The following is an 18614-nucleotide window of genomic DNA, read 5'->3' as shown; positions in this document are numbered from 1 at the left end:
TAGATCAGTCTTCCTTCCACTCCGGCATGCGTTTGCCGAGGAACGCGCCGATGCCATCCTCGGCATCGCGAGCCAGCATATTCTCGACCATCACGCCGACGGCATAGTCATAGGCCTCCGGCAGGTCCATCTCCGCCTGGCTGTAAAAGGCTTCCTTGCCGATCTTCAGCGCCTGCGGCGACTTCGAGACGATCACAGCCGCATATTTGTCGACCACCTGGCGCAGATACTGCTGCGGCACGATGCGGTTGACGAGGCCGAAATCCTTGGCGGTCGACGCATCGATGGTCTCGCCGGTCAGCAGCATCTCCATTGCCTGCTTGCGGTGCGCGGCGCGCGTGAGCGCGACCATCGGCGTCGAGCAGAAGAGGCCGATATTGACGCCCGGCGTGCAGAAGGTGGAGCTGTCGGTGCAGATCGCCAGGTCGCAGCTTGCGACAAGCTGGCAGCCGGCGGCGGTTGCGAGCCCGTCGATCTCAGCGATGACGGCTTGCGGCAACCGGGTGATCTTCAGCATTAAGTCTGCGCAAAGGCGGATCGTTTGTTCAAAGAAGGCCCGGCCCCGGTCGTCGTCTTCGCGATGCGCGGTCATTTCCTTGAGGTCGTGCCCCGCCGAAAACAGCTTGCCCGACGCGGAAAGCACAACAACCCTCATTTCCTTGGAGGCGGCGACCGCATCGAACTCGGCGTGCAGCGCCTCCATCATGGCGATAGACAATACATTGGCCGGCGGGTTGTTGAGCGTCAGCCGCAACACCGGCCCGGAACGTTCGCGCAGCAGCAGGCCGTTCGGCTCTTCCTTCTTGAACGATACCACTTCGGCCATCTCTTTCTCCTGAAACTTCTACTCGGGCTTGGTGGTACGCCGGACACGCGCGCGGTGCAAGCTGAGCGCAAAACCAGACGGCGCGTTCCGTCTACGACCTTTTTCTGCCTTGCGTCCGGCCGTCGGCCGGTTTCAGGTGGCGGGCGAATATGTTGAAGGATGCAATGCATGACCATCGAGCCGATCATGACCGTCGACGAACTCAACCGGTTTCTCGACACGGATTTTCCGCAGGTCCACACTGATGGCAAGGTCTTTCACGTCACGGCGGCAGGCCCAGGCTTTGCCACCATGCGGCTCGATCCGAACGAAAGGCACATCCGTCCGGGCGGCACCGTCTCAGGCCCCACCCTCTTCGCGCTTGCGGACGTTTCCGCCTATATCGCGCTGATCGCCCATATCGGTCCGGTCGCGCTTGCGGTTACCACCAATCTCAACATCAACTTCCTGCGCAAGCCGGACCCGGAACCGCTCGAATGTACCTGCCGGATCCTCAAACTCGGCAAGCGGCTCGCCGTTCTCGACGCATCGATCGTTAAGGTCGGTGACGACGATCTCGTGGCCCATGCAACGGCGACCTATTCGATTCCGCCGCGTTAAAGTGTGGTATCAAAATACCATACATGTAACTTATTGTTTTTGCTTATATTTATTTACATCGCACAGATTTCGCGTTCTTGACGCTTGTTTCGCACTTGCGTATAAGCTGCCGCAGATCGCGGTCCTCAAGGGCCGCTTTCTTCTTTTGCCCGGGAAACCGGGCAAAACCAAGCAACAAGAAACGCCCGGCGGTTCGCCGCCCGGGTCCAAAGAAAGAGTTTAGATATGGCAACCTTCGTTCAGAAGCCTGCAGAGGTGGAGAAGAAGTGGATCATCATCGACGCCGAAGGCCTCGTTGTTGGTCGCCTCGCTTCCCTCATCGCAAACCGCCTGCGCGGCAAGCACAAAGCTACCTTCACCCCGCATGTTGACGACGGCGACAACGTCATCGTCATCAACGCCGAGAAGGCAGTTCTGACGGGCAAGAAGTACACCGACAAGAAGTATTACTGGCACACCGGCTACCCCGGCGGTATCAAGGAGCGCACCGCGCGCCAGATCATCGAAGGCCGCTTCCCGGAGCGCGTCATCGAGAAGGCCGTCGAGCGCATGGTTCCGCGTGGTCCGCTCGGCCGTCGCCAGATGAAGAACCTGCGCGTTTACGCAGGCGCCAACCACCCGCATGAAGCACAGCAGCCGGCCGTCCTCGACGTCGCCAAGCTGAACAGCAAGAACACAAGGAGCGCCTAATAATGGCCGACCTTTCCGCTCTCAAGGACATCGCCACGACCGCGGAACCGGCTGCTCCGGTTCACGTCAAGAAGGTCGACGCCCAGGGTCGCTCCTACGCGACCGGCAAGCGTAAGAACGCTGTTGCCCGCGTATGGGTCAAGCCCGGCTCGGGCAAGATCACCATCAACGGCAAGCCGTACCTCGACTACTTCGCTCGTCCGGTTCTGCAGATGATCCTGCAGCAGCCGATCGTCGCAGCTGCCCGTGACGGCCAGTTCGACATCGACGCGACGGTCGCCGGTGGCGGTCTCTCCGGCCAGGCCGGTGCCGTTCGTCACGGCATCTCCAAGGCCCTCACCTACTTCGAACCGGGCCTGCGCTCCGTTCTGAAGCGCGGTGGCTTCCTCACCCGCGACAGCCGCGTGGTCGAGCGTAAGAAGTACGGCCGTGCGAAGGCACGTCGTTCGTTCCAGTTCTCGAAGCGTTAATCGCTTCCAAACTGCGACTTGGAAAGGCGGGGCTTTGCTCCGCCTTTTTTTGTTATCATCGCCCCCACCGTATCCCGCAGCATCGATCCTCCGAGGCATCGCATGACAAGCTCCCCCGTCGCCAAGACCCCAGAGCCGCCCTACTACATCGTCACCTTCTCCTCGCGACGGACGGCCGGCGATCACGGCTACGACAATATGGGCACGGAGATGGAGAGGCTGGCGCGCGAACAGCCAGGTTTTCTCGGGCTCGAAAGCGTGCGTGGTGCTGATGGCTCCGGCATCACCAATTCCTATTGGGCGGACGAGGAGAGCATCGCGGCGTGGAAAAGCGACGTCCGGCATTTGACCGCCCAGCGGCTCGGCCGCGAGCGCTGGTACGAGGATTATCAAGTCCGTGTCGGCAAGATCGAGCGGCAATACGGGTTCGAGCGCTCATAGGGTCCCGGCAGTCGCCATGACCGAACCGCTTCAGATCGGCAGTTCCGTCGTCGACTTGAGTTCACGCAACACGAAGCTCGACACGACCGTGCGCACATGCGGGTTGCGCATCAGGTAGCGCGTCATGAAGGCGTCGTAACTTTCGACGTCGTTGGCGCGGATCTTCAGCATATAATCGAAGGTGCCGGATAGAGCGTAGCATTCCATGATCTCCGGGCGATCGCGCACCAACGCCGAGAAGGCTGCGATCGCCTCGTCATGATGATCCTCCAGCGTCACGTGAGCGATGATGCAGAGTTTCAGATCGAGCTTTGCCGGATCGAGCAACGCCACCCGCTTGCGAATGACGCCATCCGTCTCCAGTTCCTGCAGCCGTCGCCAGGCGGAACTTTGCGACATGCCCGCCTTCTCGGCGAGATCGGAGAGCGACTGGCCGCTATCAGCCTGAATCAATCGCAGCAGCTTTCGAACGGGCTGGAGATTTTCTTTCACATCGGACGGCATCTTGAAATTTCCTCCCGTCATCAGGCCCGTGTCTGGCAACTGTGGAACAAATACTCGCGCCATCCGCGATACAATTGCAACAGGAGATTTGTTCTGACGAATGAGGAGACGTCATGACGAAGGAGAGTACATACACTGCGAAACTGCCGGAACCGGACGGAACTTATCATTACACTCCGGAAGAAGATGCGATCTGGGGCGAGCTCTATCAGCGGCAGATGAAGCTTCTCGCTGACAAGGCCTGCGACGAATATTTGGAAGGCGCAAAGACACTCGACCTGGGGCCGCATCATGTGCCGCAGCTGAAGGACGTGAACCGCCGTCTAGCGGAAACCACCGGCTTCGGCGTCGAAGGCGTGCCGGCGCTCATTCCGCCGTCCCGTTTCTACGAGCTTCTGTCCCAGGGCAAGTTTCCACTGGCGACCTTCATCCGCCGGCGTGAGCATATCGACTACATCGAAGAGCCCGACATCTTTCACGAAGTCTTCGGTCACTGCCCGTTGCTCACCAACCAGAGTTACGCCCACTTCGTCCGTCGCTTCGGCGAGAAGGCCGTTTCGCTCGGCAAAGGTTACTCCTGGCATCTGTTCCGGATCTTCTGGTTCACCGTCGAGTTCGGCCTGATCAACACGCCGAAGGGCCGCCGCTGCTACGGCGCAGGCATCGTCTCCTCGCCAAACGAGACGCGCAACGCCATGGAGACACCGGGTGTCGAGTTCCGGCCGTTCGACCTGATGACCGTGCTGCGCACGCCGTATCGCATCGATATCGTGCAGCCGATCTATTACGTGATCGACAGCTTCGCCCAGCTCGAAACGATCATCGAAGAAGATATCGCCGCGCGCATCACCGAAGCGAAGGCGCTTGGCGACTTCGCCCCGACCTACGAAGCCAAGGCTTCGTAATCGCGGAAGAATCGGCCGGCAGGGCCTTGCCTTGCCGGCGACGATTGTCCAACGTCTCGCCACCACAAGTTAGAGCGGGATACGAGCACACGGCTCTCTTCATCCCGCCCTGAAGCAGAGACGGGACATGGCCAACAGGACAATCGATCATGCGCTGACGGCGCGCTCACTCACATCGGCGGCATCCGATCCGACGCATGCCGGCATTCTCTCCTTCATGCGCCGCAAATATTCGAAGCAGTTGAAGGGTGTCGACGCCGTAGTCTGGGGCGTTCCCTTCGATGCCGCCACGTCCAACCGTCCTGGCGCCCGCTTCGGGCCACAGGCGATCCGTCGCGCCTCCGCCATCTTCGACAACGATCCGCAGTACCCCTTCGAGCGCGACCTCTTTGCCGCGATGGCGACGATCGACTACGGCGACTGCCTGCTCGACTACGGCAACCATTCGAAGACGCCGGCGACGATCGAGCGCGAAGCGGTGAAAATCATCAGAAGCGGCGCTTATCTGCAGACGCTCGGCGGCGACCACTTCATTACCTATCCGATCCTGAAGGCGCAGGCGGCCATCCACGGCCCCCTCGCCCTCGTGCAGTTCGACGCACACCAGGATACCTGGCCGGACGAACGGGGGCGGATCGATCATGGCTCCTTCGTCGGACGTGCCGCACGCGAGGGCCTGATCGATACCGACGCCTCGATCCAGATCGGCATCCGCACCCACGCACCCGAAGACTGCGGTATTCGCATTCTCTATGGCTATGACGTCGAGGAAATGAGTGCTGCCGAGATTGCCGAAACGATCATCCGGCAGGTCGGCGAACGCAAGGCCTATCTCACCTTCGACATCGATTGCCTCGACCCGGCCTACGCGCCCGGCACCGGCACGCCGGTTGCCGGCGGCCCGTCGAGCGCCAAGATCCTCTCGGTGCTGCGCAAGCTCGGCGCCCTGACGATTGTCGGCAGCGATGTCGTCGAAGTGGCACCCGCCTACGACCATGCCGAAGTCACCGCAATCGCGGGCGCCACTGTCGCCATGTTCATGCTGGGACTGCATGCGGAGAAACTTGCGGAACGCGCACCGCTGCGCTGAAGAACCGTATCGCCGTTGCGACCAGGGGCGGCTGCTTGTATAGGAACTAACAGGGCTGGCGGCGGTCCGCCGGCCTGTTGAGAAATTGATTCAATTCTATGCCAGAATGATTCCGGAACTATCCGTAAATCACTGACAGAACGGGAAAATCATGAAACCGAAGATCTTCATCGATGGCGAACACGGCACCACGGGCCTGCAGATCCGCACGCGCATGGCCGGCCGCAGCGACCTCGAACTGCTTTCCATCCCGGAAGCGGAACGACGCAACGCCACGATGCGCGAAGATCTCCTGAACGACGCCGACATCGCCATTCTGTGCCTGCCGGACGATGCGTCGCGCGAAGCGGTTTCAATGGTTTCCGGCAACAACAAGGTGCGCATCATCGACACGTCGACGGCACACCGCATCGCCCCGGACTGGGCCTATGGCTTTGCCGAAATGGACAAGGCGCAGCCGGAGAAGATCCGCGATGCACGCCACGTCGCCAATCCCGGCTGCTATCCGACCGGCGCCATCGGCGTGATCCGGCCGCTGCGCCAGGCAGGTATCCTACCGGACGGCTACCCGGTCACGGTCAACGCTGTTTCCGGCTACACCGGCGGCGGCAAGCAGATGATCGCGCAGATGGAAGACGAGACCAATGCGGACCACATCAGCGCGCCGCACTTCCTCTATGGCTTGCCGCTCAAGCACAAGCACGTGCCCGAAATGAAGATGCACGGCCTGCTCGACCGTGCGCCGATTTTCGCTCCCTCGGTCGGCAAATTCGCGCAGGGCATGATCGTCCAAGTCCCGCTCTATCTTGAGGATCTTGCCGCCGGCGCAACGCTGGAGACGATCCACTCGGCGCTGGTCGAGCACTATGCCGGGCAGTCGATCGTCGAGGTCGTGCCGCTTGCGGAAAGCGAGAAGCTCGCGCGCATCGACGCGACCGAGCTTGCCGGCAAGGACACGATGAAGCTCTTCGTCTTCGGCACCGCCGGCGGCAATCACGTGAACCTCGTCGCCCTGCTCGACAATCTCGGCAAGGGCGCTTCGGGCGCGGCCGTCCAGAACATGGACCTGATGCTGTCGGCCTGATCGGCGGCAGCCTGGAAAAACAAAAGACCCCGGCGAGCCGCTCGTCGGGGTCTTTTTTTATCACATATGTTGAAGCGTCAGTCGCGCAGCTCGATCGCCGTCGGCCGCGGATATTCGCCGTAGAAACCACGCCAGTGGGCGATGGCGAAACCGAGCACGACAAGGGCACCGCCCTGGTGTAGCACGCCCCAGCCGATCGGCACCTGCAGCACCAGCGTGGTGATGCCGATGACCGCCTGGGCTGAGACGAGCAGAAACAGAAGCACAGAGCGCCGCGCATGGGTCGTCTCAGGAGCAGCCCTCAGAGAGACAATCATGTGCATCAGCGCGAAGGCAAACAGCACATAGGCGCCTATCCGGTGAACGAACTGCACCGTCTTCGGATTCTCGAACAGATTGATCCACCAGGGCTGCTGCAGGAACAGGTCCTGCGGAACGATCGCTCCATCCATCAGCGGCCAGGTGTTGTAGCTGAAGCCGGCGTCGAGGCCGGCGACGAGCGCGCCGAGATAGATCTGGAACAGGCTGAAGATGGCGATGATCATTGCCATCTTGCGCGAACGATCCGTGGGCGCTGCGTCGTTCGAATGCGGACTGAGCCCCCGGAAGATCCACATACAAGAGGCGAAGATCAGACAGGCAATGACGAGGTGCGTCGCCAGCCGGTACTGGCTGACCTCGGTGCGCTCGACGAGGCCGGAGGAAACCATCCACCAGCCGATGAAACCCTGAAAGCCGCCAAGGCCGAGGATGCCGAGAAGCGGCATCCGGAGCTTGCGCTCGACCCGGCCAGTCAGCCAGAAGAACGCGAGCGGCAGAGCGAAGATGATCCCGATGGTGCGGGCCAGTAGGCGATGCGCCCATTCCCACCAGAAGATCGTCTTGAACTCGTCAACCGTCATGCCGTTGTTCATCTGCTGATACTGCGGAATGCGCTGATAGAGCTGGAACTCTTCCTCCCACTCAGCGGCCGAAAGCGGCGGGATGACACCATGGATCGGCTTCCATTCAGTGATCGACAACCCCGATTCCGTGAGGCGTGTTGCACCACCGACAAGCACGAGCGCAAAGAGCGTGAAAATAACGACGGCGAGCCAGCCGCGGATCTGCCGGCGGTTGCGCTCGGTCTTGCCGATCTCGTTTCGAAGCATCTGTTCTGTCGCCATTTCGACGCCGGCCATTATTTTGCCTCTGGTATCGCAGGGTTGTCGGCGGCGCGACCGGACGGATCAACGGTCGCACCTTTCGGAAAGCCGTTGATTTGCACCAGAGCGGCATGCAAAACAAGACCGAAACCTTTGCGGCATGCCGTCGCGGTCGGTCCGCGCCCATGCAAGCCATCTGAAAGAAGTGAAATGCCCGTACGCCTCAGAAAGCTGATCGGCACGATCCTGATCATCATCCTCGTCGTCGTTTACGCACTGGCTGCCGTCACCTTTGCCTCGCTGCTGCTCGGCGCCGCACCCTGGTGGGTGCATCTGGCCTACTTCTTCTTCACCGGCCTGCTCTGGATATTGCCAGCCATGCTGATTATCAAATGGATGGAAAAGCCGGCTCGCGATCGCTGAGCCAAAGCGCAGCGGCCATTTGAGGAGACGCAAAAATGAGACTTGCGGTCATCGCCGATATCCATGGCAACGATCTCGCGCTCGAGGCCGTTCTCGCCGACATCGATGCGCTCGGTATCACCGACATCGTCAACCTCGGCGATCACGTGAGCGGCCCGCTCAATGCAGCGCGCACTGCCGACATCCTCATGAAGCGCGCGATCCCCTCGATCCGAGGCAATCACGATCGCTATCTGTTGACAGTCGACCCCCGGGACCTGGGGTTATCGGATCGCTCCGCCTACGATGAATTGCAGCCGGAGCACCGCGAATGGCTGGCCACCCTGCCCGTCGCGCACGTCCACAGGGAAACGTTTTTCTTGTGCCATGCGACGCCGACGAACGATGAGACCTACTGGCTAGAGGCTCTGACGACCGACGGCACCGTCCACATGGCGGCGCGTTCGGCAATCGAGGCTGAAGCCGCCGGCATCAATTATCCGGTCATCCTTTGCGGACACACGCATATCCAGCGCGCCATCCGCCTTTCAGACGGCCGCCTCGTGGTCAACCCCGGCAGCGTCGGCTGCCCCGGTTATGACGACGACCAGCCCGTGCCGCACAAGGTCGAGGCGGGCTCGCCGGATGCACGCTACGCCGTCGTCGAGCAGACGCCGTCAGGGTGGAGCGTCACCTTCCGCAGTGTTCCCTACGACTGGATGGCGATGTCCCGGCTCGCGGCCAGCCGCAACCGACTGGAATGGGCAAGGGCACTGGCCACAGGCTTTATCGATTGAAGCCGCGCCGTGAGATATCCGCAACGCTTCACGCTTTGCTAACTGCGTTCTCCGGTTATTCTTCACTGCCGTTCATAAGAGTTGCTGCATTAAACGGATCGTAGCTGCCTTGAAGTTCAATCGCTCGGCAACAGGGACCGGATGGCACCTTCGATGACGAACTCCGATCTGACCATGGAAGGCTCCGGCGACCGTCGCCCGCGCGCGTCCATGCGTGTGGGTCCGTCCGATGTCACGCGCCGCTTCGATATTTCGATCCACCGCGCCATGGAGCCGCTGGAGGCCGAATGGCGTTCGCTCGACGGTCTTGCCGGCAACTCGCTGCATCATGCCTACGACTGGTGCCGTGCCTGGGCAGAGACGCACGGAAGCGATCTCTTGCTGCTGCGCGTTGCGTTCGATGGCGAGCTTTTCCTCATTCTGCCGCTGGAACTCAGGCACGGGCGCCTGTTTCGAACAGCCCGCCTGATCGGAACGGAACACAGCAACCTCAACACGGGGCTCTTTGTCGACGGCGCCTCCGCAGTCATGACTCCGGCACTGGCCCACGCCTTGGCCCGGGATATTCGAACGGCGCTCCGCGGCCTTGCGGATGTCGTCATGCTCGACCGGATGCCGAGCGAGTGGCGTGGCGGCGTCAGCCCCTTTGCCGCACTTCCAGGCGTCGCAAACCCCAATTCGTCATTCCAGCTGCCCCTCCTCGGCAGCATTCAACTCACACTGGCGCAGATCAACGCCAAGCGCCGCCGCAAGAAGATGCGCATCTCCGAACGACGACTGACGGAGATGGGCGGCTACGACTACGTGATCGCCCGCACCCCCGGCGAGGCGCAGGCGTTGCTCGATACCTTCTTCCGGCAGAAGGCGACGCGCTTCGCAACACTCGGCCTTCCCGACGTCTTTCAGGACGCCGAGACACAGGCCTTCTTCCATGCGCTTGCCTCCCATCAGTACGGCAACCCACAGCTCATGCAGCTCAACGCCATCCGGCTTAGAGGAGAACGTGACGGGCAGGTCGTTGCCGTCGCCGGGATTTCGCTCAAGGGCGACCATGTCATCTGCCAATTCGGCTCGATCGACGAGACGCTGGCAGGCGAAGCAAGTCCGGGTGAATTGCTGTTCTATCGGATGATCGAACGCCTCTCGACGCAAGGCGTGCGCCTGTTCGATTTCGGTGTCGGCGACCAACCCTACAAGCGATCCTGGTGCACGATCGAGACGCCGTTGCGTGACATTACATTACCGGTGACCCTCCCGGGGCGCCTTGCCGCCCTGCGCCATCACCTTGTCGTACGCGCAAAGGCAGCGGCGAAGTCGAACAAGGCCGTTTACGCCCGCCTGCAGCGAGCGAGGCGGTTCAGGCAAGGCAAAATCGGTGCACAAAGCACCGGGGACTGAAGGCCGAACAGCAGCAGCCCGCGTTGACTTCTCGCTTTCGACACGCCGTCGTCGGTTAGGCGGCATCCCGGTCAGGATACTCCGGATCGGCTGCCTGCCCGGTCATGAGAACGATGTCGCGATAACCGGCCGCACCGAAACCGGTCAGAACCTCGACGATCCGCTCATCACTGACCGACGGCGCCGAGAGGATGATCTCTGCGCCATCGCGGCCGGTAATCTTCTCGACAGCCATTTCGTCCGCCGGGCCGCACTCGACTAGAACGAGATCGTAGGCGTTGGTCAGGGCGTCGATGATCATCTTCAGCCGTTCGATGCCCCGCATCGCCTGCCGCGGATCCGCATCGCCCTGGGGAATGACGTGTGCATCAGAGAAGCGGTCGGCGTGGATCGTATCCGTGAAGGGCACCTCAGCCGCCAGCAGGTTGGTTATTCCGGGAAGCTGCGGCGAGCGCGCCATCAGGCGCGTCGGGCAGGCCGAACCGGTCAGGTCGATCAGCACCACCTTGATATCGTCCTCAGCCAGCAAGCGCGCCAGCATCACGGTTGCGGTCGATCCTTCGTCTCCGCCCGGCGACACCGAAATCGCAACACGCGCGCCGGTGGCGCGAAGATGTTCCGCCACCGCCTCGATCGAGAAGTCCGGTTCGGCGGCAGCCTCCACGGTGTCCGTATCTGCAGCCGGAATTTGCGCCGCCGGCACCAGTTCGACTGCATCATTATCCTCGGTGACAGGCGCCACTTCAGGCTGCCTATCCGCTGCCATGATCGGGATATCGGTGGCGCTTGCAGCCAAGGCCGGCCGCGGGCGAACCGGTGCCAGCCGCTCGCCGGTTGCCGAAACCGGACGCAGCGCCCGGCCGCTGAACAGTTCGCCAAGCATGATCACGACGCAGCTCAACAGGAACGTCGCGAGGGCGGCAACGATCGTGATCGGCAGCACTTTCGGGAAGTTCGCGCTCGTGGGAACCACCGCGCTTGAAATCACACGTGCATCGGCGGGTGTCGCATTTTCCACCGTGCGCGACGTCGCCTCGCGGTAGCGTGCGAGATAGGTCTCGAGCAACTGACGTTGCGCGGTCGCTTCGCGCTCCAGCGCACGCAGTCCCACCTCTTCCTCGCCGGCCTGTGCGGACTGAGCCTTCAGCGCGTTCAGCTGCTGGACGAGCTGCCGCTCGCGCAGTTCGCCGACCTTGGCCTCGTTTTCCAGGCTCGCCAGGATCTTGCGGGTCTCGCTGCGAATCTGTCCGCGTATGCCTTCGAGTTGCGATTTCAGTGCCTTCAGGCGTGGGTGGCCATCCAGCAATGTCGTCGAAAGGTCGGCAACCTGCCCCTGCAGATTCGCTTCGGTCTCCTTCAGCCGCTGGATCATCTGCGAGCCGACGACGTCGGTGATCGTGTCCGCCGCCCGGCCGCTTGCAAGGGCCGAGCGCACGCCGGCAGCGCGTGCCTCCGCATTGGCGCGCTCGCCGCGCACCCGGGTCAGCTCGGTCGAAATATCGGTCAATTGCCGCGTCGCGAAATTCTCGGTCTCGCCGGTCGGCAACAGATCGGACGAAGAGCGGTAGGCGGCAACCTTCGCTTCCGCATCCCGCACCTTCTCGCGCAGATTGGCGATCTCCGGTTCCAGCCAGCGGGTCGCCTCGGAATTGGTGTCGAGCTTGGCGCCGCTTTGCAACGTAAGGAAGACCTTCGCCATTTCGTTCGGAATGGCGGCCGCGAGCTGGCGGTCCTTCGAGGTGAAGGCGATCGCGATCACGCGGGACTTCTCGACCTGATAGACTTGGAGCTTGTCGTTGAATTCCTTGAGCACCCTCTCCTCTGGCGGCATCTCCAAGGGGTTCTTCTTGAGGCCGAGCATGACGAGAAGATCCGAAAGCGCCGAGGGTGCTGCCGATGGATCGAACTCCTTCAGCTCATAGAGCTTCATATTGCGCGCGACCTGCTTGATGAGGTCCGCCGAACGCAGCACCTGCACCTGGCTCAAGATCCCGGATTCGTCGAAGACACGATCGGCGCCGGCCTGCGAAGACTGATTGGGGCCGCTGAACTCCGGCTCGCGCGATTCGATCAGCACGCGGGTTTCGCTCTGATAGTCCGGCGCAATCATCTTTGCCGCACCGAAGGCGAGTGCTGTCACACAGGCTGTTGCGAGCAACACCTTGACGCGCCGATCCCAGACAGCGCGAAACAGGCCGCCGAGGTCGATATCCACATCCTGTTGACCGCTGCCGCTTCCCGACATGCTATTGGCTCCGAACCCTCAAATTTTGCCGGAGGGTAAACGAACATGGTAACGCAAGGGTTAATACGATCAACCTCCGGGTGATAAACCCCTCCCCGTTGCAGCGATACGGCGCAAAAATTCTACCGCGAGTTTACCGGCTATTAACCCTAACGGATCGATAACGTCTGAAAAGGTGGGTCGTTTCCGGAGCCTATGAACCGCATGTCAACCGCAGCTATCAAGACAGGTCTCGCGATCACGGCGGCAGTGCTGTCGATGTTGCTCAGCGGTTGCACAAGCTACCAGCCGGCGCCGAAGGCTTTTAGCGAAGCCACCATCCAGCCCTACCGCCTCGACAGCGGCGATCGCCTGCGCATCAACGTCTTCGAACAGGCTGGCCTCAGCGGCACCTATACGGTCGACCAGGCCGGTTACGTCGCGTTTCCGCTGATCGGCACGGTCGCCTCGCGCGGCAAGACCCTGCCGGAGCTCGAAGGCATGATCGCCGCCAAGTTGCGCCAGGGCTATCTGCGCGACCCCGACGTGACGATCGAGGTCGATCGCTACCGCTCGGTCTTCATCATGGGTGAAGTCGGCCAGGCCGGACAATATGCCTACGTGCCCGGGATGACGGTGCAGAATGCGATTGCCGTCGCCGGCGGTTTCTCGCCGCGCGCCAACCAATCCAACGCCGACCTTACCCGCAAGATCAACGGCCGCATCATCACCGGCCGCGTTCCGATCACCGACGCGGTTCTCGCCGGCGATACGATCTACGTCCGCGAACGCCTGTTCTGATCTCGATGCAGCAACAGCGTCCCCTGCGCATCATCCATTGTTTCAGATCGCCCGTCGGCGGAATTTTCCGCCATGTGCGCGATCTTGCCGAGGCGCACGCCCGCGCCGGCCATGAGGTCGGCATTCTCTGCGACAGCACCACCGGGGGTAGTCACGAGGATTCACTGTTCGACGAGATCCGGCCCTATCTGGCGCTCGGCCTCGTTCGCATGCCGATTCACCGCTCAGTCGGGCCGTCGGATCTTGCCGCGCTATGGCGCGGCTACAAGGAAATCAGAAGTTTGCGACCGGATGTGTTGCATGGGCACGGCGCCAAGGGTGGCGCCATTGCCCGCCTCATCGGTTCAGCCTTGCGGGTCAACAGGTATCGCGTAGCCCGCCTCTATTCCCCGCACGGGGGGAGCCTCCACTATCGCCGCCGCTCCCTGATCGGGCGGCTTGTCTTCCCGCTGGAACGGGTTCAGGAGCGGCTCGCGGATGCGCTCGTTTTTGTCTGCGACTTCGAGCGCCAGACCTATTTCACCAAGGTCGGTGCGCCACGTGTACGGCACGAACTGATCTACAATGGGATCGACGACGGGGAGTTCGAGGTGATCGCCCCTCGGCCGGATGCTGTCGATTTTCTCTATATTGGCATGATGCGGGACCTGAAGGGTCCCGATTTGTTTGTGGAGGCGTTCGCGCGGACCGAGCGCCTCGTCGGGCGACCGCTTTCGGCGTTGATGATTGGCGACGGCCCACAGCAGCAGGAATATAGCGAACTGATGCTGCAGCAAGGTCTGAGCCGCCGTATCAGGATGCAACCGGCGATGAAGACCCGTGAGGCGTTTACGCTGGCGCGCAACGTCGTCGTTCCCTCGCGGGCCGAGTCCATGCCCTACATCGTCCTCGAGGCGCTTGCGGCGAGAAAGCCGGTCATTGCCAGCCGTGTCGGCGGCATCCCGGAAATACTGGGGGCCGCCAGCGCCGCGCTCGCCGAACCGGCCGACGTTCAGTCACTGGCCGCCATCATGGCGCGCTCGATCAGCGAAAAGGACTGGGCGGTGCGGGTCATGCCTGAGCCGAACACATTCAAATCGCGATTCGCCGCTTCGGTAATGTCGTCCGATATGCTAGAGCTCTACCGGGAATTGTGCCGTTACCAGCCGTCCACGGATAGCGTGTCGTCTACAACGTAAGCGTTTCTTAGTGGCTTTCTGCTATCCGGACTGAGGGACTTCAGCGCCGGAAGACAGCCATGAACAAGTTTGACCGCCCGGATTCATTCGATCCCGAAGCGCTTCGCAAGAAGATTTCGGAAATCCGCTCCCGTGCGCCGGGCGAGATGCCGAGCGGCGAGCCGTCTGCAGAACTCAATCCGCTGGCGCGGCAAATCGCCGAACAGTTCCGGGCCGACACCTATTCGCCGGCCATGATCATGGGGCTGATGCGGCTCTTCGAGTTCAGCGCGCTCTTCGCCATCGGCTACGCGATCAACGCGCTCTACGTTCAACCGGGCTTCGAGCAATTGCCGCTCTATCTGGCGATACTGATGGGAGGCTCGGCGCTGGCGGTTGCCGCGATGCAGATCGCCGATACCTACCAGATCCCTGCATTGCGCGCCTGTCTGCGCGTGATGCCGCGCATTCTCGCGGCCTGGGCGGTCGCCTTCGGTGGGATTGCCATCGCCCTCTTCTTCCTGAAATCCGGCCACCAATATTCCCGCGTCTGGTTCGGCGGCTGGTTCGTCGGTGGCGCGCTCTTTCTCGTCGCCGAACGTGCCTTCATCGCCTATTCCATTCGCCACTGGGCCCGCAACGGCACGATGGAACGCCGCGCCGTCGTCGTCGGCGGCGGCCAGCCGGCGAAGGACCTGATCCGCACGCTTGAGGATCAGCCCGACAACGACATCCGTATCTGCGGCATATTTGACGACCGCGACGAGCGCCGCTCGCCGAACGTCATCGCCGGCTATCCGAAACTTGGAACGGTCAACGAGCTCGTGGAGTTCGCGCGCCTGGCGCGCATCGACATGCTGATCATCTCGTTGCCACTGACGGCGGAAAAACGCATTCTCGAGCTCCTCAAGAAGCTCTGGATCCTGCCGGTCGACATCCGGCTCGCGGCCCACGCCAACAATCTGCGTTTCCGTCCGCGCAGCTATTCCCATGTCGGCGATGTGCCCATGCTCGACATCTTCGACAAGCCGATCGCCGATTGGGACTCGGTCGCCAAGCGCGGCTTCGACATCTTCTTCAGCCTGGTTGCCCTGGTGCTCCTATGGCCGATCATGCTGGGCGCCGCCATCGCGGTCAAAGCCACCTCTCCCGGCCCGATCATCTTCAAGCAGAAGCGGCACGGCTTCAACAACGAGACGATCGAGGTCTACAAGTTCCGCTCGATGTATACGCATATGAGCGACCCTTCGGCACGCAACGCCGTGACCAAGGGCGACCCTCGCGTCACGCCGGTCGGCCGCTTCATCCGCAAGTCGTCGATCGATGAACTGCCGCAGATTTTCAACGTGCTGAAAGGCGAACTGTCGCTCGTTGGGCCGCGTCCGCACGCCGTCGCGGCGCAGACCCAGAACCGGACCTATTCCGACATCGTCGAAGGCTATTTCGCTCGCCATCGCGTCAAGCCAGGCGTTACCGGCTGGGCGCAGATCAATGGCTGGCGCGGCGAGATCGACAATGATGAGAAGATCCGCCTGCGCACGGCGTTCGATCTCCACTACATCGAAAACTGGTCGCTGCTCTTCGATCTCAAGATCCTGTTCCTGACACCTTTCCGGCTTCTCAACACCGAGAACGCCTATTGAGCACCGTCGAGACAGGCCGGTTCCCGATCGCTCGTCCCCAGCTTGCGGCGCTCTCGCTGCTTGGCTCCGGGCTCGTGGCGTTCGCCGTATTTCTCTCCGGCTTCGTCATCTTCGAGCCCGCGCCCTATGAATTGTTCCTGGTCGCGCTCATTGGCCTGTGGGCGCTCTTCGGTCTCAAGATTTCCCGCAGTGTCGCTCCCCTGCTCGCGCTCCTGACGCTGTTCATGGTGGGCGGCATCCTGTCCTTGACGGTCATGGTCGACTTGACCAAGGGCCCGATGTACATGGCGGTCTCCGGCTTTCTTGCCCTATCGTCGGTGTTCTACGCCGCGATCATCGAAGACCGCCACGAGCGCCTGCGGCTGATCTTCAATGCCTGGGTGGCAGCGGCCATCATTACCGCGTTGCTCGGCATTCTCGGCTATTTCGGCGCAGTTCCGGGCGCGGAGAACTTCACACTCTATGGCCGCGCCAAGGGCGCCTTTCAGGACCCCAACGTATTCGGACCGTTTCTCTCGGTGCCGGCCATGTATCTGATCCATGGCATCCTGACGCAGCCGATCCAGAAGGCACCACCGAAGATCGCCGCATTGATGATCCTCGCGCTCGGTGTCTTCCTGTCGTTTTCGCGTGCGGCCTGGGCGCTCAACCTCTTCTGCGTCGTCGCCTTCGTCTTCGTCATGCTGCTCAAGGAACGCAGCGGCCTCTTCCGCCTCAGGATCCTCGTGCTGGCGCTCGTCGGCGGGCTTATGGTCGTCGGCGCTCTTCTCGTCGCCCTTCAATCCGAGCAAGTCGCAACCCTCTTTTCCAGCCGGTCGCAACTCGTGCAGGATTATGACGGCGGGCATCTCGGCCGTTTCGACCGCCATCGCCTGGGCTTCCTGATGTCGATGGAGAAGCCGCTCGGGATCGGGCCGATGGTCTTCAGCACAATCTTCCCGGAAGACGAGCACAATGTCTGGCTGAAGTCGCTGACCTCCTACGGCTGGCTCGGCTTCATCAGCTATGTCACGCTGATCATCTGGACGCTTTCGCTCGGCTTCCGCTTCCTGCTGCTCAACCGCCCCTGGCAAACCTACCTGATGATCGCCTGGGTCGCCGTTCTCGGCCATGTCGGCGTCGGCAATGTCATCGATACCGACCACTGGCGCCATTTCTACCTGCTCCTCGGCATCATCTGGGGATGTGCCGCTCTCGAATACCGCCATCGCCGGCAGGCACGCGCCGGCTGGAGCTCCTGATCATGGAACACATCGTTGCGGGCCGGCGCACGGCCCTTCCCCTGCGCCTGCTCCAAGTGCTGGAGCCGAGCGGCGGCGGCTCGGGCCGACACTTCCTCGACCTCTGCCGCGGCATGCACGAGCGCGGGCACCATGTGGAGGCAGTTTATTCGCCAGTGCGCGCCGAGGAAGGTTTCGTGCGCGAATTGAAGGCAATCGGCCTGCCGGCCGTCCACGCCGTCGATATGAAGCGCGCGCCGGGACCTTCTGATATCGGCCGCTTTCTTGAATTGCACCGCCTCATTCGCCGCGGCAACTTCGACATGATCCACGGCCACAGTTCGAAGGCCGGCGCGCTGACGCGGCTGCGGCTGCCCGGCCCCCATGTTCCGCGTGTCTATACCCCGCACGCCTTCCGGACCCTCGACCCGACACTCGGCCGCGCCGGTCGCCTGATCTACGGCACGATCGAATGGGGCCTCGCCAGCTTCCTCACCGACCATCTGATCTGTGTTTCGGAGGATGAGTATCGTCACGCCCTGTCGCTGAACATGCCGGAAAAGCGGATGTCGGTGATCGTCAACGGCGTTGCCCCGCCCTCATGCGAGATGGCGCAAACGATTCGCGCCAGCTTCGGGATCGCGCCGGATGCCTTTGTCTTCGGCTTCATTGGCCGCCTCTCGGCGCAAAAGGCGCCGGAGCGGCTGATCGCTGCTTTCCAGAGCGTCGCCGCATCCGTGAAAAAAAGCCATCTGGTGATGGTCGGCGCGGGCGAACTCGAAAGGAGCCTGCGCAAGGCAATCGCCGAGAGTGGATTGCAGAACCGCATGCACCTGACCTCGGCCTTCACCGGACCGCAGGCCGCACCGGCATTCGATCTTCTGGTCATGCCGAGCCGCTACGAAGCAATGTCCTACGTGATGCTGGAAGGGGCGGCCGCAGGCAAGCCTATTATCGCCACCGATATCGGTGGCGCCCGCACGGTCATCGAAGATGGCCAGAACGGCTTCATCCTGCCGAACAGTGACGACACGTCCCTGCTCGCCAAGACGATGGTTAAAGCCGCCACACCGGAAACGTTCGGAAAACTGTCCGCCATCGCGCAAAGACTGAAAGACCGCTTCACCCTCGACGTGATGCTCGATCAAACGGAAACGCTCTATCAGAAGGCGGCCGCCAAACGCCGCGTACCGGCAATCCTTCAGCCGGCGGAGTAG

At 61.9% G+C, this 18614-nt stretch carries 19 protein-coding genes; 15 read left to right on the top strand and 4 right to left on the bottom strand.

What is annotated here, in order from left to right:
• Positions 1 to 4: 4 nt before the first annotated feature.
• On the bottom strand, positions 5 to 826 hold the full coding sequence (locus AC3WWH_RS06375) for an enoyl-CoA hydratase (protein WP_058321510.1): 822 nt from the start codon (positions 824 to 826) through the stop codon (positions 5 to 7).
• Between the two features lie 168 nt (positions 827 to 994).
• On the opposite strand from AC3WWH_RS06375, the gene AC3WWH_RS06370 reads away from it, so the two are divergent.
• The 4 genes from AC3WWH_RS06370 (at position 995) to AC3WWH_RS06355 (ending at position 3027) form a co-directional block, all read left to right on the top strand.
• Positions 995 to 1426 carry a PaaI family thioesterase gene (locus AC3WWH_RS06370; RefSeq protein WP_058321511.1) on the top strand — a complete coding sequence of 144 codons (432 nt, stop codon included), beginning with the start codon at positions 995 to 997 and terminating at the stop codon, positions 1424 to 1426.
• A 225-nt stretch (positions 1427 to 1651) separates the two neighbouring features.
• The gene (rplM, locus tag AC3WWH_RS06365) at positions 1652 to 2116 is read left to right on the top strand and encodes a 50S ribosomal protein L13 (protein WP_057252379.1); all 465 of its coding nucleotides are present in this window, start codon (positions 1652 to 1654) and stop codon (positions 2114 to 2116) included.
• Positions 2117 to 2118: 2 nt separating this feature from the next.
• Positions 2119 to 2586 (top strand): 30S ribosomal protein S9, encoded by a 468-nt coding sequence (gene rpsI / locus AC3WWH_RS06360; protein ID WP_057252381.1) that lies wholly within the window; start codon positions 2119 to 2121, stop codon positions 2584 to 2586.
• 102 nt (positions 2587 to 2688) lie between these two features.
• Entirely contained in the window at positions 2689 to 3027 is a 339-nt protein-coding gene (locus AC3WWH_RS06355) for an antibiotic biosynthesis monooxygenase family protein (RefSeq protein ID WP_058321512.1), read from the top strand.
• 30 nt (positions 3028 to 3057) lie between these two features.
• Here AC3WWH_RS06355 and AC3WWH_RS06350 read toward each other — a convergent pair whose 3' ends face one another.
• On the bottom strand, positions 3058 to 3531 hold the full coding sequence (locus tag AC3WWH_RS06350) for an Lrp/AsnC family transcriptional regulator (protein ID WP_058321513.1): 474 nt from the start codon (positions 3529 to 3531) through the stop codon (positions 3058 to 3060).
• A gap of 113 nt (positions 3532 to 3644) precedes the next feature.
• On the opposite strand from AC3WWH_RS06350, the gene AC3WWH_RS06345 reads away from it, so the two are divergent.
• From AC3WWH_RS06345 to argC, 3 genes are all read left to right on the top strand, one after another.
• On the top strand, positions 3645 to 4436 hold the full coding sequence (locus AC3WWH_RS06345) for a phenylalanine 4-monooxygenase (protein ID WP_058321514.1): 792 nt from the start codon (positions 3645 to 3647) through the stop codon (positions 4434 to 4436).
• 127 nt (positions 4437 to 4563) lie between these two features.
• The gene (speB, locus tag AC3WWH_RS06340) at positions 4564 to 5526 is read left to right on the top strand and encodes an agmatinase (RefSeq protein ID WP_058321515.1); all 963 of its coding nucleotides are present in this window, start codon (positions 4564 to 4566) and stop codon (positions 5524 to 5526) included.
• A 151-nt stretch (positions 5527 to 5677) separates the two neighbouring features.
• Positions 5678 to 6610 (top strand): N-acetyl-gamma-glutamyl-phosphate reductase, encoded by a 933-nt coding sequence (argC, locus tag AC3WWH_RS06335; protein WP_058321516.1) that lies wholly within the window; start codon positions 5678 to 5680, stop codon positions 6608 to 6610.
• 77 nt (positions 6611 to 6687) lie between these two features.
• On the opposite strand, the gene AC3WWH_RS06330 is transcribed toward argC, so the two are convergent.
• The gene (locus AC3WWH_RS06330; RefSeq protein ID WP_492376902.1) at positions 6688 to 7791 is read right to left on the bottom strand and encodes a COX15/CtaA family protein; all 1104 of its coding nucleotides are present in this window, start codon (positions 7789 to 7791) and stop codon (positions 6688 to 6690) included.
• Between the two features lie 174 nt (positions 7792 to 7965).
• Between AC3WWH_RS06330 and AC3WWH_RS06325 the strand changes: the two genes are divergently transcribed.
• The 3 genes from AC3WWH_RS06325 (at position 7966) to AC3WWH_RS06315 (ending at position 10352) form a co-directional block, all read left to right on the top strand.
• The gene (locus tag AC3WWH_RS06325) at positions 7966 to 8178 is read left to right on the top strand and encodes a DUF2842 domain-containing protein (RefSeq protein ID WP_057252395.1); all 213 of its coding nucleotides are present in this window, start codon (positions 7966 to 7968) and stop codon (positions 8176 to 8178) included.
• A gap of 35 nt (positions 8179 to 8213) precedes the next feature.
• Positions 8214 to 8954 carry a metallophosphoesterase family protein gene (locus AC3WWH_RS06320; RefSeq protein WP_058321518.1) on the top strand — a complete coding sequence of 247 codons (741 nt, stop codon included), beginning with the start codon at positions 8214 to 8216 and terminating at the stop codon, positions 8952 to 8954.
• A gap of 153 nt (positions 8955 to 9107) precedes the next feature.
• Positions 9108 to 10352 (top strand): GNAT family N-acetyltransferase, encoded by a 1245-nt coding sequence (locus AC3WWH_RS06315; protein ID WP_058321539.1) that lies wholly within the window; start codon positions 9108 to 9110, stop codon positions 10350 to 10352.
• A gap of 55 nt (positions 10353 to 10407) precedes the next feature.
• Here AC3WWH_RS06315 and AC3WWH_RS06310 read toward each other — a convergent pair whose 3' ends face one another.
• Positions 10408 to 12597 (bottom strand): GumC family protein, encoded by a 2190-nt coding sequence (locus tag AC3WWH_RS06310; RefSeq protein ID WP_058321519.1) that lies wholly within the window; start codon positions 12595 to 12597, stop codon positions 10408 to 10410.
• 204 nt (positions 12598 to 12801) lie between these two features.
• On the opposite strand from AC3WWH_RS06310, the gene AC3WWH_RS06305 reads away from it, so the two are divergent.
• Genes AC3WWH_RS06305 through AC3WWH_RS06285 form a run of 5 tightly spaced genes read left to right on the top strand, consistent with a single transcriptional unit; the run spans position 12802 to position 18614 of the window.
• Positions 12802 to 13377 carry a polysaccharide biosynthesis/export family protein gene (locus AC3WWH_RS06305; RefSeq protein WP_492376901.1) on the top strand — a complete coding sequence of 192 codons (576 nt, stop codon included), beginning with the start codon at positions 12802 to 12804 and terminating at the stop codon, positions 13375 to 13377.
• Positions 13378 to 13382: 5 nt separating this feature from the next.
• Positions 13383 to 14555, top strand: coding sequence for a glycosyltransferase family 4 protein (locus AC3WWH_RS06300; RefSeq protein WP_057252401.1), 1173 nt, complete (start codon positions 13383 to 13385; stop codon positions 14553 to 14555).
• Between the two features lie 59 nt (positions 14556 to 14614).
• Positions 14615 to 16177 carry an undecaprenyl-phosphate glucose phosphotransferase gene (locus tag AC3WWH_RS06295; RefSeq protein ID WP_058321520.1) on the top strand — a complete coding sequence of 521 codons (1563 nt, stop codon included), beginning with the start codon at positions 14615 to 14617 and terminating at the stop codon, positions 16175 to 16177.
• Positions 16174 to 17418 carry an O-antigen ligase family protein gene (locus AC3WWH_RS06290; protein ID WP_110878256.1) on the top strand — a complete coding sequence of 415 codons (1245 nt, stop codon included), beginning with the start codon at positions 16174 to 16176 and terminating at the stop codon, positions 17416 to 17418. Before AC3WWH_RS06295 ends, AC3WWH_RS06290 begins: the two co-directional genes overlap by 4 nt.
• Positions 17419 to 17420: 2 nt before the next feature.
• A complete protein-coding gene (locus AC3WWH_RS06285; RefSeq protein ID WP_058321521.1) occupies positions 17421 to 18614 on the top strand; it encodes a glycosyltransferase family 4 protein in 1194 nt (397 codons plus the stop codon).

It is taken from the genome of Ensifer sp. EB106-03-01-XG145, from assembly GCF_058792075.1.
This window is presented reverse-complemented; position numbering and strand designations above follow the sequence as displayed.